Origin of the sequence: Streptomyces sp. NPDC001406 (genome assembly GCF_042895285.1) — a bacterium.
Classification (GTDB): Bacteria; Actinomycetota; Actinomycetes; order Streptomycetales; family Streptomycetaceae; genus Streptomyces.
This window is the reverse complement of sequence record NZ_JBIAWG010000004.1, coordinates 169,303-184,024: the sequence shown is the minus strand read 5'-3', so window position 1 is coordinate 184,024 and position 14,722 is coordinate 169,303. Positions and strand designations below refer to the sequence as shown.

General features: G+C 71.3%; 18 protein-coding genes and 1 pseudogene. 14 read left to right on the top strand and 5 right to left on the bottom strand.

Going from position 1 to position 14,722, the window contains the following annotated elements; genetic code table 11:
* Positions 1 to 11: 11 nt before the first annotated feature.
* On the bottom strand, positions 12 to 311 hold the full coding sequence (locus tag ACFY1J_RS11125) for a hypothetical protein (protein ID WP_390706087.1): 300 nt from the start codon (positions 309 to 311) through the stop codon (positions 12 to 14).
* A 129-nt stretch (positions 312 to 440) separates the two neighbouring features.
* Positions 441 to 656: a DUF4177 domain-containing protein gene (locus ACFY1J_RS11120; protein WP_363297899.1), complete on the bottom strand. Its 216-nt coding sequence runs from the start codon at positions 654 to 656 to the stop codon at positions 441 to 443.
* Positions 657 to 846: 190 nt separating this feature from the next.
* Here ACFY1J_RS11120 and ACFY1J_RS11115 point away from each other — a divergent pair, with 190 nt between their 5' ends.
* The 9 genes and pseudogenes from ACFY1J_RS11115 to ACFY1J_RS11075 all read left to right on the top strand — a co-directional run bounded on the left by ACFY1J_RS11115 (position 847) and on the right by ACFY1J_RS11075 (position 6,821).
* Positions 847 to 1,476, top strand: a complete 630-nt coding sequence (locus ACFY1J_RS11115; protein ID WP_390706088.1) for a DUF6629 family protein — start codon at positions 847 to 849, stop codon at positions 1,474 to 1,476.
* Positions 1,477 to 1,555: 79 nt separating this feature from the next.
* On the top strand, positions 1,556 to 2,101 hold the full coding sequence (locus ACFY1J_RS11110; RefSeq protein ID WP_390706089.1) for a kinase: 546 nt from the start codon (positions 1,556 to 1,558) through the stop codon (positions 2,099 to 2,101).
* Between the two features lie 147 nt (positions 2,102 to 2,248).
* The gene (gene rpmG, locus ACFY1J_RS11105; RefSeq protein ID WP_390706090.1) at positions 2,249 to 2,413 is read left to right on the top strand and encodes a 50S ribosomal protein L33; all 165 of its coding nucleotides are present in this window, start codon (positions 2,249 to 2,251) and stop codon (positions 2,411 to 2,413) included.
* 53 nt (positions 2,414 to 2,466) lie between these two features.
* Entirely contained in the window at positions 2,467 to 2,727 is a 261-nt protein-coding gene (locus tag ACFY1J_RS11100) for a type B 50S ribosomal protein L31 (RefSeq protein WP_390706091.1), read from the top strand.
* Positions 2,728 to 2,801: 74 nt separating this feature from the next.
* On the top strand, positions 2,802 to 2,924 hold the full coding sequence (ykgO, locus tag ACFY1J_RS11095; protein WP_046586208.1) for a type B 50S ribosomal protein L36: 123 nt from the start codon (positions 2,802 to 2,804) through the stop codon (positions 2,922 to 2,924).
* Positions 2,925 to 3,134: 210 nt separating this feature from the next.
* The gene (locus ACFY1J_RS11090) at positions 3,135 to 3,641 is read left to right on the top strand and encodes a SigE family RNA polymerase sigma factor (RefSeq protein ID WP_361613839.1); all 507 of its coding nucleotides are present in this window, start codon (positions 3,135 to 3,137) and stop codon (positions 3,639 to 3,641) included.
* A 10-nt stretch (positions 3,642 to 3,651) separates the two neighbouring features.
* Positions 3,652 to 4,176, top strand: coding sequence for a hypothetical protein (locus ACFY1J_RS11085; protein ID WP_390706092.1), 525 nt, complete (start codon positions 3,652 to 3,654; stop codon positions 4,174 to 4,176).
* An 80-nt stretch (positions 4,177 to 4,256) separates the two neighbouring features.
* Positions 4,257 to 5,550 (top strand): annotated as a pseudogene (locus ACFY1J_RS11080) (glycosyltransferase).
* Positions 5,547 to 6,821, top strand: coding sequence for a hypothetical protein (locus tag ACFY1J_RS11075; protein WP_390731094.1), 1,275 nt, complete (start codon positions 5,547 to 5,549; stop codon positions 6,819 to 6,821). The pseudogene ACFY1J_RS11080 and the gene ACFY1J_RS11075 overlap by 4 nt, the downstream one beginning before the upstream one ends.
* Here ACFY1J_RS11075 and ACFY1J_RS11070 read toward each other — a convergent pair whose 3' ends face one another.
* Positions 6,822 to 7,025: a hypothetical protein gene (locus ACFY1J_RS11070; RefSeq protein ID WP_390731093.1), complete on the bottom strand. Its 204-nt coding sequence runs from the start codon at positions 7,023 to 7,025 to the stop codon at positions 6,822 to 6,824.
* Positions 7,022 to 7,315, bottom strand: coding sequence for a DUF6215 domain-containing protein (locus ACFY1J_RS11065; RefSeq protein ID WP_390706095.1), 294 nt, complete (start codon positions 7,313 to 7,315; stop codon positions 7,022 to 7,024). The genes ACFY1J_RS11070 and ACFY1J_RS11065 overlap by 4 nt, the downstream gene beginning before the upstream one ends.
* A 94-nt stretch (positions 7,316 to 7,409) precedes the next feature.
* On the opposite strand from ACFY1J_RS11065, the gene ACFY1J_RS11060 reads away from it, so the two are divergent.
* The 5 genes from ACFY1J_RS11060 to ACFY1J_RS11040 all read left to right on the top strand — a co-directional run bounded on the left by ACFY1J_RS11060 (position 7,410) and on the right by ACFY1J_RS11040 (position 13,529).
* Complete coding sequence (locus ACFY1J_RS11060) at positions 7,410 to 7,610, top strand: DUF6229 family protein (RefSeq protein WP_363297890.1); 201 nt, start codon at positions 7,410 to 7,412, stop codon at positions 7,608 to 7,610.
* Positions 7,611 to 7,781: 171 nt separating this feature from the next.
* The gene (locus tag ACFY1J_RS11055; RefSeq protein WP_390731092.1) at positions 7,782 to 10,682 is read left to right on the top strand and encodes a type 2 lanthipeptide synthetase LanM family protein; all 2,901 of its coding nucleotides are present in this window, start codon (positions 7,782 to 7,784) and stop codon (positions 10,680 to 10,682) included.
* 82 nt (positions 10,683 to 10,764) lie between these two features.
* On the top strand, positions 10,765 to 11,325 hold the full coding sequence (locus ACFY1J_RS11050) for an SMI1/KNR4 family protein (RefSeq protein ID WP_390706097.1): 561 nt from the start codon (positions 10,765 to 10,767) through the stop codon (positions 11,323 to 11,325).
* Positions 11,325 to 12,572: a DUF4241 domain-containing protein gene (locus tag ACFY1J_RS11045; protein ID WP_390731091.1), complete on the top strand. Its 1,248-nt coding sequence runs from the start codon at positions 11,325 to 11,327 to the stop codon at positions 12,570 to 12,572. The genes ACFY1J_RS11050 and ACFY1J_RS11045 overlap by 1 nt, the downstream gene beginning before the upstream one ends.
* A gap of 114 nt (positions 12,573 to 12,686) precedes the next feature.
* Positions 12,687 to 13,529, top strand: a complete 843-nt coding sequence (locus tag ACFY1J_RS11040) for a hypothetical protein (protein WP_390731090.1) — start codon at positions 12,687 to 12,689, stop codon at positions 13,527 to 13,529.
* Between the two features lie 440 nt (positions 13,530 to 13,969).
* On the opposite strand, the gene ACFY1J_RS11035 is transcribed toward ACFY1J_RS11040, so the two are convergent.
* Positions 13,970 to 14,581, bottom strand: a complete 612-nt coding sequence (locus tag ACFY1J_RS11035) for a restriction endonuclease (RefSeq protein ID WP_390731221.1) — start codon at positions 14,579 to 14,581, stop codon at positions 13,970 to 13,972.
* Positions 14,582 to 14,722: the final 141 nt, after the last annotated feature.

Here is a 14,722-nt window from a genome sequence, read left to right as displayed (position 1 = left end):
TGATCGTAGGCCTACTTCCGGAGGGCCCATGTCCGGTACAGGTGCTGCCACTCGTCGAGGGCGACCGGGCGCTCGTCGGGCGCGTCGGATTCCCACATGATCCAGCACCCGGCGTGCTCAAGTGCGGTGCGTACGACGGCCAGGAGCGGCACCAACCGCTCGGCGCTCGCCATTCCCCAGGGTCCGCCGTGGTGAAGGAGCCGCCACACGTCGTACTCGGTGCCCTCCATCCAGCCAGCGCAATACGCTGCCTCGGAGACCTCCGACATCGCCTCGGCGAGGGCGCGCTGCTGCGGGGTTAGGTCGGTCATGCGGCCCAGTATCGGCTCTCGGTGGGCGGCGTGGACCCGGAGTTGACGGTGTCGACGTGGACAGTGGCACCCGGCCGCCCGCTTCCCTCCGCGCGGCCGGGTGCGTGGGATGGTCTGCGGTCGGGGCCGTCAGCCGCGCGGGCGCTCGAAGGTCAGGAGGAGGCCCTCGACGGCTCCGGGGCCTATGCGGCCCTTGACGTCGGCGGAGGTGATGGCCTTGAGGGCCCAGCCGTCCTCCGCGTGCTTGTTGAGGACCTTCTCCAGCTTGTCGCTGTCCAGGGCGTCGCCGATCAGCGACTCCCGGAAGGTGACGACCTTGTACTCGTATGTGTAGGGGCTGCTCATGGTGCGGAGTCCTCCTGCGGGTCGGCCCGGTCGGGCCGGGGTGCGATGGCCGGGGTCAGCCAATCATCCCCGGGGGCCGATGGGTACCTCGGGGCGGCTGTCGTGTCACCCGGGCCGCCTGGGTATCAAGGACGCAGCGTGATCCGCGGCGAGGGCGGATGCGCACGACGACGGACCTCATGGTGGCGTGATGTGCTGGAGTGCGACGGCCGATCTCGTGGCCGGCACCGGTGTGGCGGCCATAGGGGTGGCCTGTGTGGCACGCGTACGCAGGCGCCGGGATCTTCCGCTCGCGGCCCTGCCGTTGCTGCTCGGGGCCCATCAGATCGTCGAGTCGATGGTCTGGGAAGCGGGCGGTGGCAGCGGACCCGCCACCGTCGTCTGGACCGTCATCGCGCTGCCGCTGCCGGCCGTCTGGGTCCCGGTGGCCGTGGTGTGTGCCGCCCCGCCGGGGGCCCGGCGTCGGCTGACGCTCCCCCTCGCGGCCGGAGTGCTGACGGGCGTGGTGCTCGCGTACGCCGTTGCCACCGGCCCGGTGACGGCCGAGATCCGCGGCCGCACGGTCGGCTACGCGGTCGACCTCTCCCATCCGCAACTGCTCGTCGCGGGCTACCTGCTGGCCACCGTCGGCCCGTTGCTCCTGTCCGGTGACCGGCGGGTGGTGGTGCTGGGGATCGTGGTCGCCGTCGGCGCGCTTGTCTGCTGGACCCTGTGGCGCCTGGAGTTCGTCTCGACCTGGTGTGCCCTCGCGGCGGTGTGTTCGGTGGTCCTGCTCGGTTGGGCGGGTGCGCGCCCGATCACCTCGGAGGTGCGTACCTGAAGCGGCTGGTTGACCGCGCAGGTGGGCGCGTCAGCCCGCCGTCGGCCCTCGCGGCGCGCGAGCCGGTAGCGTGCCGCGGATGAAGGCAGGCACCGAAGTGACCCGGCTGGTCGTGCTGCGCGGCAACAGTGCCTCGGGCAAGTCGTCCGTCGCGGCCGGATTGCGTGACAGATTCGGCCGCGGTCTGGCGATCGTGGGTCAGGACAACCTACGCCGCGTCGTGCTGCGGGAACACGATCGGCCGGGTGGCGCGAACATCGGTCTGATCGACACCGTTGCGCGCTACGCCCTGGACGCCGGTTATCACGTGGTCCTGGAAGGCATCCTGTACGCCGATCACTATGGCGACATGCCGGCCCGGCTGAGGGCGGACCACCGCGGACCCACCCACGGCTACTACCTGGACGTGCCGCTCACCGAAACCCTGACCCGGCACGTCGGCAAGCCGATCGCCGACGAGGTCGGAGAAGCGGACCTGCGCGCGTGGTACCGGCCGCTCGATCTGCTGCCCGGGGGCGTCGAGTCCGTCATCGGTGCCGACAGCACGCTCACCGAGACCGTCGGCCGCATCATGCGGGACACGGGCCTGGCCGGCCTTTCTGTCGTCGAGCGGCACGGTCTGTGACCGTGCAGGAGCGGGCCGGAGTCGGTCGTCCCGCGTACAGCTCCTCACCTCCCACTCGGAACCCGGGAATGCGGCGACGAGAGCGGCTGTTACATCGGTAGCTGACATGCCCGGGTCAAGATCGGGATGTGAGTGAAGGAGGAACTCATGGCACGCACCAACACGCGCCCCGTGGTCAGGCTGAAGTCGACGGCGGGGACCGGAGTCACCTATGTGACGCGCAAGAGCCGTCTCAACAACCCCGACCGGCTCGAACTGCGGAAGTTCGACCGAGTGGCGGGGGCACACGTCCTGTTCCGCGAGGAGCGCTGAACCCGGCCGCTGCCGCGGACGCAGTCGCCACGCACGCACGAGGAGGAAAACCCATGAGGCCTGGCATTCACCCCGAGTCCCGCCCGGTCGTCTTCCGCGACCGCGCCGCCGACGTCACGTTCCTGACCCGCTCCACGGCGGACTCGACCCGGACGATCGAGTGGGAGGACGGCAACACCTACCCGCTGATCGACGTCGAGATCTCGTCGGCCAGCCACCCGTTCCACACCGGAAACACCCGCGTCGTGGACACCGCAGGCCGGGTGGAGCGGTTCGAGCGGCGATACGGCCGTACCGCCTCGGCCGGGCGCTGAGCGCCGACCGCGGTCCGGCTCCCGAAGGAGCCCAAAGGAGTTCGAAGGAGCCCGAAGGAGAGGAGCAGGCAGCCATGAAGGTGCGCAAGTCTCTGCGCTCGCTGAAGTCCAAGCCCGGCGCGCAGGTGGTACGTCGCCGGGGCGTGACCTTCGTCGTGAACAAGAAGAATCCGCGCTTCAAGGCGCGCCAAGGCTGACGCAAGGCGCGTCAGGACCGACGGGCCGGGGCTGAGCGGCCCCCGACCCGTCCCCTCCGATGGCCTCGGACCGCGAGAGCGGTCCGAGGCCATCGGCATGCCCGGGCCCCGCCTCACGTGACGCGGATCACGCTCGCCGAGTGCAGCGCCGTGGGCAGGCCAGTGCCTTTTCCCTGATGTAGACAGCCGGCAAGAACGGGGACCGCAGGGATGGAGCAGACAAGGGCCGGTGAGTACGACGAGTTCGTGGCGGCCCGTTGGTCGGGGTTGTTCCATCTGGCCCGTCTGCTCACCGGAGGTGATCGGCATCGGGCCGAGGATCTGTTGCAGGAGTCATTGGTCAAGCTGTGGTTCGTCTGGCCGAAGATCGCCGACGAGGCGCCGGAGGCGTACGTACGCAAGGTGCTGGCCCGCGCCGCCGGACGCTCGGCCCGGCGTCGGTGGTGGGGCGAGCGCCCCGTGGAGGAACTGCCCGAGGTGGCCGCGACGGGCGACATGTCGGCGACCGTGGCCGAGCGTTCGCGACTGGAGGCGGCACTCGCCCAGCTGAGTCCGCGGCAGCGGGCGGCCGTGGTCCTGCGCTATTACCAGGACCTGCCCGACCGGCAGGTCGCCGAGGTGCTGGGGTGCCCCGTGGGCACCGCGCGGTCCCATGCCTCGCGTGGAGTGGCCCGGCTGCGTCAGCTCCTGGCCGACGTCATCGAGCCGGTGAGGTGAGGAAGGAGCCATGGACCACTTCGAGCGACAGTTGGCGCAACTGATGCACAGCGCCCAGGAGCACACCCCCTTCGAGCCCGAGCAGCGGGAGCGGCTGCGGGCCGGTGTCCGGTCCCGCAGGCGTGTCCGCGCCGTACAGAGGGCCGCCGGTTCCGCCCTGGCGGTCGCGGGACTCGGCATCGTCATCCTCCTGTGGCCCCACACCCCGGTCAGGAACGAACCCAGCGGTCCCCACCCGCGACCCGCGACCAGTCCCTCGGACCCCGCCACCACGTCACCCACGCCGGACGCCACCGAGAGCGAGACCCCCTCCTCGTCCGCGACCACGATCCCTCCGTACACCGGTGGCCCGCCGACGACCTCCGCGCCGCCTGCCACGGACGGGAGTTCGGACCCGAGCAACCCACCCGCGACCGAGTCGGCGGACACGGCCACCTCGGGGAGCACTGTCACCACGCCCCCGCCCTCGGCGTCCTCGACGGCACGGGTCGACACGTCCAGCGAACCTTCGTCGGTGGTCAGTCCGAGCGGTTAGCACGCGCGGCACTCGCCCCGGAGCCCGCTCTTCCCCACCTCACCTCCTTATCCGACTCAGCCCCCCGGTGTGCCTTCGGCATGCCCTGCGAACGATCACAAACAAGGAACAACGTGACGAATCCAAGGTCGGCCTCAGCGCTGGACATCGCCCCTCTGCCACCACGGTCACCACTGCCGACGCAGCATGGCGAGCCCGTGCTGGACGTGGCGGTGCCGGTGTTCAACGAGGAGACGGACCTTGAGCCGAACGTGAGGCGGCTCCACGCGCATCTGTGGGAGACGTTCCCCTACCCGTTCCGGATCACCGTCGCCGACAACGCCAGCACCGACGCAACCCCGCGGATCGCCGCGCGCCTCGCCGAGGAACTGCCCGAAGTGGAGTGGATACGACTGCCCGAGAAGGGGCGCGGCCGGGCGCTGCACGCGGCCTGGTCTGCATCGCGGGCCCCTGTCGTCGCCTATGTCGACGTGGATCTGTCCACCGGTCTTGCGGCGCTGCTGCCCCTCGTCGCCCCGCTGATCTCGGGCCACTCCGACCTCGCCATCGGCACACGTCTGGCCCCCGGCTCACGGGTGGTCCGCGGACCCAAGCGGGAGGTCGTCTCGCGCGGCTACAACGCCCTGTTGCGCTGCACGCTCGCCGTGGGGTTCTCGGACGCCCAGTGCGGATTCAAGGCGATACGGCGCGACGTCGCGGAGCGGCTGTTGCCGCTCGTGCGCGACTCCGGCTGGTTCTTCGACACCGAGCTGCTGGTGATCGCCGAGCGGGCCGGGCTGCGTATCCATGAAGTGCCGGTCGACTGGATCGACGACCCGGACAGCCGGGTCGACATCCGCGCCACCGTGCTCGCCGATCTGCGTGGCATCGCCAGGGTCGCCAGGGCATTGGCCCGTGGCACGCTCCCCTGGGCCGCGCTGACGCGGAGCAGAGCCGGTGAGTCACCCGGCGGGCAGGCCAGGCAACTGGCGTGGTTCGCGGTCATAGGAGCGGTGAGCACGCTCGCGCATCTGCTGCTGTTCACGGCGCTACGCCCGGCCGCCGGGCAGCAGGCCGCCAACGCCCCTTGCCCTACTGGCCTGTTCGATCGTCAACACGGCCGCCAACCGGCGACTCACCTTCCGGCTGCGCGGGCGGGACGGCGGGCTGCGCCATCAGGCCAGAGGACTGGTGACCTTCGTCGTCGGCCTGACGCTGACCGCGGGCTCGCTCGCCGCCCTGCACCTCGCGGCGCCCACGGCCGGCCACGGCGCCGAACTCGCCGTACTGGCCGCCGCCCATCTCGCCGCGGCGCTGCTGCGGTTCCTGCTCATGCGGGCCTGGGTGTTCCGCGCCCGACCCCGCCGACACCTGACAGGACCCGCCGCTTCATGAACTCCCGCACCGACCCGATGCCGAACTTCACGTCAGCCGCTCTGCCTGGCCATGAGCCCCCGTCGTTCCCGGCTCCAGGCCCAAGCCACCGCATACGCGAAACGGCCCGTCACTACGCCCCCGCCCTGGCCCTGTACGGCGCCCTGAAGCTCCTCGGCTTCTGCACCTTCATGTACCTGCTGCACTCCGCAGGGGACTACCGTACGAAGCACCCGCGCTTCGGCGGCGGAGCGCATGCGTGGGACGTCCTGGGCACCTGGGACGGCTGGTGGTACCAGCAGATCGCGTTGCACGGATACCACCCGGAGCTGGTGCCGGTCCCCGGTGCCACCGGACTGATCACCCTTGAGGGCAATTCGGCGGCGTTCTTCCCGCTCTACCCCGCGTTGATGCGGCTCACCTCCGAGATCACCGGACTCGGCCCGTACGGCGCAGGCCTGGTGGTCTCCGTCGTCGCCTCGTTCGTCGCGGCCATGGGGATCTTCGCGGTCGCCGAGTTGCTCGGTGGCTCGCGAGCCGGGCTGGCCGCGGCCGGCCTGTGGGCCGTATGGCCCGGTTCCGGCGTGGAGTGGGCGGTCTACTCCGACTCCCTCTACGTGGCTCTCGCCGCCTGGGCCTGCTACGCCGTACTCACCCGCCGTTGGCTCACCGCAGGTCTTCTCACCTGCGCGGCGGGACTCAACCGCCCGACGGCCGCCGCCCTGATCGCGGCGCTCGCCGTCGCCGCGGTCAGCGCACTGCGCCACCGTCGGGACGGCGTCCTGCGCCCGCTGGCCGCGATGGCCCTGGCACCGCTCGGCCTGCTGGGATATCTGGCCTGGGTCGGCCACCGAATGGGCGACTACGGCGGCTACTTCAAGCTCCAGGCCGGTGCCTGGGCGCATGAGTTCGACTACGGCCGGCAGACCCTGGATGTGCTGACATCCGTCCCGGTGGGTCACTTCGACTATCTCTTCGCGTTCCCCTTCGAGGATGTCATCGGCGTCGGAACGGTACTGCTGGCCGCCGCGCTCATCCCCCTGCTCATCCGGCTGCGGCCCCCGGTGGTGCTGGTCGTCCACACCGTCCTCACCATCGCCCTGGTTCTGAGCAGCCAGCAGATCTTCGGCAACGTCTCGCGCTATCTGCTCCCGGCCTTCCCGCTGTTCATCCCCCTCGCCATGGCCCTGCGCCGTCTCAGCCTGCCGCTCCAGTGCACGCTGCTCGGCATCGCCGCTCTGGCCTCCGGCTCCTACGCGGGCTATGCCCTCTTCGAGCTCGGCGTGCCGTAGTCAGCCGGCGGTCCAGCCCATCAGGCAGCGGGCGATGCCCCCGGGGCCGGTATCGGCCTTGCTGCCGTTGAGCGTGATGGCGATGGTCCGGTCCGAGTAGAGGACCGCCTGGTGTCCCAGGACCGTTTGCTTCTGCGCGCTCCCGCCCATGAGGTCGGCCATCTCGGTGACCGAGAGGTCGTCGTCGGAAGCCGAAAGCTTCACAGAGTAGGACGGTTCAGCGCCGTGCACAGCTGCGCCCCGGACACACGCTTCGACGACTGCTTCTTCGTAGGAGTGCTTGTGACATGAGTGCTTGAGCAGGCAGTCGGCTTGCTGTTCGCGCCCGATGCGCGCGCTGCGGAGCCTAATCGGTGATCGTCTTGTGGGGAAACAGAGTTATGACTGTGAAGATCAGGCTTGCGGCGAACCCAAGTCGGGCGCGCCCTGTGCCGGGGGCCGTGCCGTCGCCCCGGACGCCTCACGGACCACGACACACCGCACGAACAACGCATGACTGTGGCCGGATTAGCCGTCTGAGGGGTGTTCGAAGCCGGTGATACTCAGGGCTGGGCAATCCGCCCGATTTCCTACGTCCGGAGGCCGCTGATGCCCCAGACCCGTGTTCACACCGCCGCCGTGCTCGACGCCTGGCTGTCGGGTGCCGAGAGCGCGTACGGCCAGATCAACCCCGCCGGGCCGCTCTACGTCGGCGGCGCAGCCGCAGAGGCCGCGCTGACCGACCCGAGCGACTCCCTCTACGGCTTCTGTTCCAGCCCGAGCGGGTCGCGCGGCAGTTGGTGCTGCTGATCGCCTGGGGCGTCACCAGACCCTGGGGCGCCACCACGGAGTGAGGTCCGAAGACAGGAGCGTGGGGAACCGCGTGCCGAGCACGGCCGGTCGCGCGGTTCCCCACGTGGGTTCGGGGCGTCTGGCAGGGCGCGGACGCGCGGCGGAATGCGGAATGGGGGCGGTGGACGGGTGAGCGGATCGGCGCCGGAACAGATGGAACAGATGGAGCAGGCGGAGCAGGCGGAACAGGCAGACGAAGCGGGAGGGGGAAGAAAGAGCGACGAGACGGAGTGGTTCACCCAGCCCGTACGCGGCATCGCCCGTCCCTGGCGGGAGGACCTTGCCCGGCGGCTGACTGCCGTGGACGCGTTGGGCTCCGCGGAGCGGGACGTGGTGCTGGAGGCCGGCCACACCGCCCTGCTCAGGTCCCTGCACGCGAAGCTGTCCCGGCTGTTCCTGATCGAACTGCACGCACTGCGTATGGCGGCGGGCGCCGGGCCCGCCGACGGCGGCGCGACCGGGGCCGGCTCCGACACGGACACATGGGCCTCGTTCATCGAGCAGGCCTGCGAGGAGGGCTATCTCGACCGGCTGGCCGTCAGATACCCCACCCTCGGCTCGCGGATCGCGACCGTGGCACGGCTGTCGGTGGCGGCGACAGCGAGCTTCGCCGAACGGCTCGCCGTGGACCGCGAGTTGCTGCGGACATTGCTGGGTGCGCCCGCGGGGGAGTTGCGCGGGGTCGCGTTCGGGGCGGGCGACAGTCACCGCGGCGGGCTGACCGTCAGCCGGGTGGACTTCGTCGGCGGCAGCGTCATGTACAAACCCCGGCCGTCCGAGGCCGATGTGGCACTGGGCGCGCTGCTGGACGAACTGTTCGAGGGCTTCCCCGGTGCCCCGGCGCCGCACGAGCGCATCCGGGTGCCGCGCACACTGGCGCGCGAGGGCTACGGCTGGGCCGAGTTCGTCCGCCACCGCTACTGCGCGGACGACGCCGAACTCACCGCGTTCTACCGCAACATCGGTCACTGGCTGGCCGTCCTGCGCTTCACCGGCGGCACCGACATGCACGCCGAGAACATGATCGCCGCGGGCCCGGTGCCGGTGATCGTGGACGCCGAGACACTCTTCGACGCCCCCGCGCCCTTCCCGCCCAGCGGCCGGGGCGACGCCGTGGACGTGGCCGCAGCGGCCATCCGCCGTACGGTGCTGCGTACCGGACTGCTGCCCGTACGCGGCACCGGCTTCGCGCTCGGCGGGGTGGACATCTCCGGGGTCGGGGCGCTGCCCGGCCAGCAGCCGCTGATCCCGAATCCGGTGATCGCGGACGGCGGCACCGCCGCGGCCCGCTTCGAGGTGGACCTGGTGGCCATGCCCGGCGCGGGCAACCACCCCAGCCCCACACCGGTGCTGAGCGCGTACTGGGACCGGATCCTGGCGGGCTTCCGCGAGATGACGGCGTATCTGCACCGGCCCGGGAACGACCCGCATCTCCTGCTGCGCCGCTTCGAGGGCGCCCAGGCGCGACGCATCCTGCGGCCCACACAGGCGTACGTCGACATCGGCCGGATGCTGTGGCACCCCGCCTCCTTGCACGACGAGCCGACGGCCGTCGAGCGCGCCCGGGACATCCTGCTGCGCAACGCCGAGGTGCTGCCCGGCGCACCGACGGACCGCGCCGCCATCGACGGCGAGATCGCGGAACTGCTCGCCGGCGACGTACCGATGTTCACCTTCACCGTGGACGCGGCGGCCGTACGGACCACGGTCGAGGACTGGCGCACCGCCGACCTGGCGCTGGAGGAGTCGGTGATCCAGGACGCGCTGGTGGGCGCCTACCTCAATGAGCGTTCCCTGCCCGCGCGGGTGCAGGAGGCCGCCCGCGACCCGCACGCCCGCGACCGGGAGCGGCGCCGCCGTGAGTCGGCCGCGCAGATGGTACGGCGGCTGTGCGACGGTGCGGTGCGCGGCGAGGACGGTACGGTCACCTGGATCAGCCCCGTCTTCACCCCGGCCGGATGGTCCATCCGAGTACTCCCCGCCGACCTCTACACCGGGCAGGGCGGAGTTGCCCTGACCCTCGCCGAGTACGTGACCGAGGTGCGGGCAGGCAGGGCGGACGAGGTGCCGGGCGTCGCCGAGACGTACGAGGGGGCACTGCGGGTGCTGCTCAGCACCGAGGACAAGACGCCGACGCCGTCACCCGGGGCGTTCAGCGGTGCCGCCTCCCAGGTGTGGACGTGGCTCGCGCTGCACCGGGTGCTCGGTGAGGACCGGCTGCTGGAACGGGCCGCCGAAAGAGCGCTGCTGCTCGCCGAGGGGCGACTGGTCGAGGACGACATCGAGGTGGACCTCCTCAACGGGGCGGCCGGCGGAATCGTCCCCCTGCTCAACCTGGCCGCGGCGACCGGACAGGACCGCTGGCTCGGCGCCGCCGCGCACATCGGCCGCCGGCTGGCCGGGCTGGCCACGGTCGACGCGAACGGCGCCCGCTGGACGACCCGGCTCAACCCCGAGGGCATCGGCGGATTCGCCCACGGCGCCACCGGTATCGGCTGGGCGCTGGCCCGGCTCGCCCTGAGCGACGCGGGTTCCGCGGCGGACCGGCGTGGCTGGACCCACCTCGCCGAACGGGCCATCTACTACCAGGAGTCCCTCTACCGGCCCGAGCACGGCAACTGGCTCGACGTACGCGTCGGCGCCGAGGAGGACTTCTTCACCAGTTGGTGCCACGGCAGCGCGGGCGTCGGCATCGGCATGCTCGACCTCCACCGGCGCGCCGGCGATCCCGCCCACCTCGACATGGCCCGGCGCGCGGCACGCGCCTGCGCCGCCGAGGGTTTCGGCTGGAGCCATACTCTGTGCCATGGCGACCTCGGCCTGTGGGAGTTCCTGACGTCGATGGACTTCGGTGACCCGGCCGGCCTCGACGGCGAGCTCCTCACGGGCCTCGAACAACGGGGCCCGGTAGGCGGCTTGGCCCGCGAGGCGTTCTCGCCCAGCCTCATGTCCGGACTCTCAGGAGTCCTCCACACCCTGCTCCGCATGCACCCCGCGGCCACCCTGCCCAACCCCCTGCTCCTGGACTGATGCCTGGGCACCGGCAGGGGGGCGGACCCGAACCGACGTCGGCCCAGCACGCGGTGTCAGTGGTGGCTGCTTTCATGGCCCCATGAACACCGAGCAAGCGGATCCGGCCGAACTCAAGGCTCTTCGTGCCGCGTTCGACGTGGACGACGGCGAGTCGGCACTGGGCTGGGAGAAGGTCCATGCGTTCGAAGCACGGCACGGCATCGTGCTGCCCGAGCCGTACCGGAGTTTCGTCGCCGAAGTGACCGACGGCTCCTACGCCGGGCCGCCGGACCATGGCCTGCTGGGGCTGGGCGAGCTGCCCGACGACTGGGGCGGGGAGGCCGGGGAGCGCGACCTGAGCCGGCCGTTTCCGCTGGTGGAGGAGTGGCTGTGGGAGGACGCCGAGGACGAGCCGGACGACTCCGCCCTCGACGCCGTCTTCAACCACGGCTCCCTGGTGCTCGGCACCGACGGCTGCGGCATGTACTGGCACCTCGTCGTCACCGGCCCGCACCGCGGCCGGATATGGAACATCACGGACGTCGGCGCCGCCCCCTTCGGCGCCGAGTTCGGACACACCACCGCGGCCGGCGGGTTTGCCGGCTGGGTCGCCCACTGGGCGGAGGCCAAGCCGTGGTTCGACCAGGAGGCCGTGTCCTGATGAGCGACGAGAAGATCATCGACGTTGCCTACGGCGAGGGATGGGACGCCTCCCGCGCGGCCGTGCTCGGACCGATCGGCACCGCCGAGGCGGCCGGACGGGACGCGGCGGGGGAGCCCTACGCGGTGGTGCTCCGGCCGCGTGACGGTGCCGAAGTGATCGTCGCGCACCTGCACCACGCCCGCGACTACATAGGACTGTGGCTGTACGACACTCGGGGGCGCCGGTGCGTCGAGGTGGACCTGCGACGCCTGGCGCAGGACCGGCTCTTCCTGCTCTACCGCCGCGTCTGGGTCTACGAGAACGACGAGGCGCCGGAGTTCGCGCCGGACGCGGCGCGCGTGACCCTCCATCTCCGGCCCGACGGGAAGGGACGACAGATCGTCGAGCCCAAGGGCGACGGGGGCGGCTCGCGGCACACCATCGCCGATCTTCCTGAAGCGCAGCGGTGGTTCTCGCCTCCGGCCTTCGGGCAGTGGCTGCGCCTGCTTCCGGCGCTGTGCATCGAAGGCGCCGCCGACCACGAACTGCGGGAGAGCGCGGACCAGCCGGACGACGAGCGTGCCGAGCCCAACTGGCATACGCCCGAGGGGCTGCGGCCACGACACCTGGACGAGCTGTTCACCGCGGGGGCGCGATTCTCGGACCGCGACGAGGTGTACACCGTCCGCGAACCGACGGCGGCCGGCACGCTGCGGCTGCCCAGCGGCCGACTGGTGGCGCGCGACCCCACGTACGACACGTGCGAGCAGGACACCGGCTTCACCGTGACCGTGCCGCCCGGCGACTATCCCGTGCAGATCGCCTCCGCCGGGTACGACACCGAATTCTGGGGCAAGTCGATGACCATCGACGAGGACACCGCCGTCCGCATCCTGGTCTCCGACCGGCCGACGGTCGGCTGGGAGCCGGCCCTGCTCGACGGCCAGGACACGCGCCTGCTGCGGGAGGGCGAGTTCTACGGCTTCGGGGTGGACAGCGGGACCGGCGCGTTCGTCGATGCCGGCACGGCAGGCGAGCTCGGGCGGCGCTACGGCGAAGGCATGGCGAACGGCACGCTGGAGTTGGCCACGGACGAGAACGGCGTCCACATCCTGGAGGACCCGGCTACCGGGACCAACCTCATCGCCTACCCGAGCGGCCGAGGCGACGGCTCGTACCCCGTGTGGATCGGCCGGGACGCGGACGGTGCCGTCACCTGCTTCGTGGCGGACATGCTGATCCTGAACGACGCCGAGCTGCTGTAGCCTGCGCCGCCCTGCGCCTCGCCTCGTATGTCCTCGCCCCGGCCCGTGCCCGACCGCCGGGTGGGACGGCGTTTCGCCCGCCTGCCCGGCCCGGCCCCGGTCCAGGCTCGGCGCGTGGGGCAGCCCGAGCAGCGCGCCGAGGGCGCGGGACCTTTTACCACCCGGGTCACCTGGCGACTCCCCGGCGGTGACACCGCCGTCCGGGAGTCACGGACCGCGCGTCGGCGCGGGGTGCTCGCCGTCCGCCCGCCCGGGGCGGCGGCCGTCCGGCACACCCGAGCGGACCCGGCGGCCATCGCCCGGCTGCGCAGGCTCAACACCCTTGCCGGGATCGCCTTCACGATCGGCGGGGCCCTCTTCGCGGCCGGCGCGGCGGTCGCCGAGTTCGGCTCCGGCGACGCCACGTCGTCCGCCTCGGTCTACTTCGCGGGCGGCCTGTTCTTCAACACCGGCGGATACGTCTCGCTGCTCCAGGTGATCAACGCACCGCGCCATGTCGCCGGTGGCGAAGGCCGGCTCATCACCCGCCGCTGGCGTTGGTGGAGCTACGAGCCGATGAGGGTGGACTGGCTGAGCACCTTCGTGCTCTTCCTGGGCACACTCGTCTTCGCGGTGAACCTGCTGGACTCCTTCCTGAAGGGGCTGAGCGTCCAGCAGGTCAACCGGCTGATCCGGGTGCCCGACGTGATCGGTTGTGCGCTCTTCCTGGCCTCCGGACACCTGGCGTTCGTCGAGATCTGTCACGGCGGCCTCTGCGTCCGCCGGCGCAGCCTCGGCTGGTGGGTGGTTGCGGTGAATCAGCTCGGTTCCGTCCTCTTCATGGTCTCGGCCCTGGCCGCCTTCACCCGTCCCGCCACCGGCTTGCTGGTCAACACCGACATCGCGAACTGGGGCACACTCACGGGCGCCCTGTGCTTCTCGCTCGGTGGGCTGCTCCAGCTCTTCGAACACCCCTAGGGCAGCCGCGGAGCGACTTGGCCGGCACCCAGTTACGGCGAGGACAGCGAGAAGCACCCCGCAGTCCTCGCCGCGAGGGCCGTCATAGCAGTGGTGGGGCGGGGGGAAGCGCGGGGTGCGACGGCATGGCCGGTCTCGCCACCGGCGTGCCGGACTCGAAGGAACCGATGGAGTGCCCCGTCTGCATCACTGCGTCGAGGTCGCGCCGTATGCTCGCGGCAGCGTCGCGGACCCGCGCGGGCACATCACCGCGCTCGGCAATGAGCTGGTGATAGATGGGGGCGTCCTGAAACATGGGCAACGTGGCCTTCCGATCGGCGGTTTCAACCGCTTTGCAACGGCTGCCGAGTGTACGGCCCCCCATCACCACCCGTGTCCACGGGATCGCCCCCTGAGATGCCGCCGACAACTCCGTTCTCGCTGAGTACCGGGCCTGCCGTTCAGGACAGCGCCGAGCGCCGGTGCGGCGGTGGCATTGCGCGCAACAGCTCCCACAGGGGGCGCGAGCCGGATGCCCATACGCCCAGCGTCCGGCGGTCGACGACATGCAGGCGCTGCTGTTCGGCGAACGCGACCGCCGGTGCGGTGACTCTTCCGTTCGTCACGATCACCGCGACGTCCGCGCCGTGCACCTGCCGGGCCGTCCCGTTGAGCACTTGAAGATCCGGCGTGCCCACGGCCGAGCCCCGTACCCCGTTGCGGCGGTGCTTGCACTGGATCACCCACCGTCGCCCGAACGGGTCCGTCGCCTTCACGTCCGCGCCCAGATCCCCACCGCCGCCGACCCGTTGCGCGTCCGCACAGCCGTCCCTGCGCATCAGGTCCCGTATCGCGTCCTCGAACCGGGCATGATGCAGCGCATCCAACTGCGGCAGCGCATACCTCAGGCCCTGTGCGCGAACAGCCTCCCATCGGGCCCGTTGTTGCCGGTTGCAGAACCAGCCGACGGCTGCGAGCACGGCGAGCACCAGGCCGGCGACCAGGACCCACCAGTGCGCCAGCAGCCAGTTGACCACCATCACCACCAGCCCGATGACTGCGACGCCCGCCAAGAGAAGCCCGATCAGCCGGGCGTCCCGCTGCTGCTGCCGCCTGCTGGGCCGTCGAGTACGCCGCCGCGCGGGCGACCGCCGCCGGGTCACCGCTGCCCCCTGGCCGAGCGCAACCGGATCGGACACCGCACGCGCAACCGG

Bases quoted from the DNA above. Each gene is read 5' to 3' on its own strand.
- ACFY1J_RS11125 (WP_390706087.1), bottom strand. From the start codon at position 311: ATGACCGACCTAACCCCGCAGCAGCGCGCCCTCGCCGAGGCGATGTCG.
- ACFY1J_RS11120 (WP_363297899.1), bottom strand. From the start codon at position 656: ATGAGCAGCCCCTACACATACGAGTACAAGGTCGTCACCTTCCGGGAG.
- ACFY1J_RS11115 (WP_390706088.1), top strand. From the start codon at position 847: ATGTGCTGGAGTGCGACGGCCGATCTCGTGGCCGGCACCGGTGTGGCG.
- ACFY1J_RS11110 (WP_390706089.1), top strand. From the start codon at position 1,556: ATGAAGGCAGGCACCGAAGTGACCCGGCTGGTCGTGCTGCGCGGCAAC.
- rpmG (WP_390706090.1), top strand. From the start codon at position 2,249: ATGGCACGCACCAACACGCGCCCCGTGGTCAGGCTGAAGTCGACGGCG.
- ACFY1J_RS11100 (WP_390706091.1), top strand. From the start codon at position 2,467: ATGAGGCCTGGCATTCACCCCGAGTCCCGCCCGGTCGTCTTCCGCGAC.
- ykgO (WP_046586208.1), top strand. From the start codon at position 2,802: ATGAAGGTGCGCAAGTCTCTGCGCTCGCTGAAGTCCAAGCCCGGCGCG.
- ACFY1J_RS11090 (WP_361613839.1), top strand. From the start codon at position 3,135: ATGGAGCAGACAAGGGCCGGTGAGTACGACGAGTTCGTGGCGGCCCGT.
- ACFY1J_RS11085 (WP_390706092.1), top strand. From the start codon at position 3,652: ATGGACCACTTCGAGCGACAGTTGGCGCAACTGATGCACAGCGCCCAG.
- ACFY1J_RS11075 (WP_390731094.1), top strand. From the start codon at position 5,547: ATGAACTCCCGCACCGACCCGATGCCGAACTTCACGTCAGCCGCTCTG.
- ACFY1J_RS11065 (WP_390706095.1), bottom strand. From the start codon at position 7,315: ATGCGTTGTTCGTGCGGTGTGTCGTGGTCCGTGAGGCGTCCGGGGCGA.
- ACFY1J_RS11060 (WP_363297890.1), top strand. From the start codon at position 7,410: ATGCCCCAGACCCGTGTTCACACCGCCGCCGTGCTCGACGCCTGGCTG.
- ACFY1J_RS11050 (WP_390706097.1), top strand. From the start codon at position 10,765: ATGAACACCGAGCAAGCGGATCCGGCCGAACTCAAGGCTCTTCGTGCC.
- ACFY1J_RS11045 (WP_390731091.1), top strand. From the start codon at position 11,325: ATGAGCGACGAGAAGATCATCGACGTTGCCTACGGCGAGGGATGGGAC.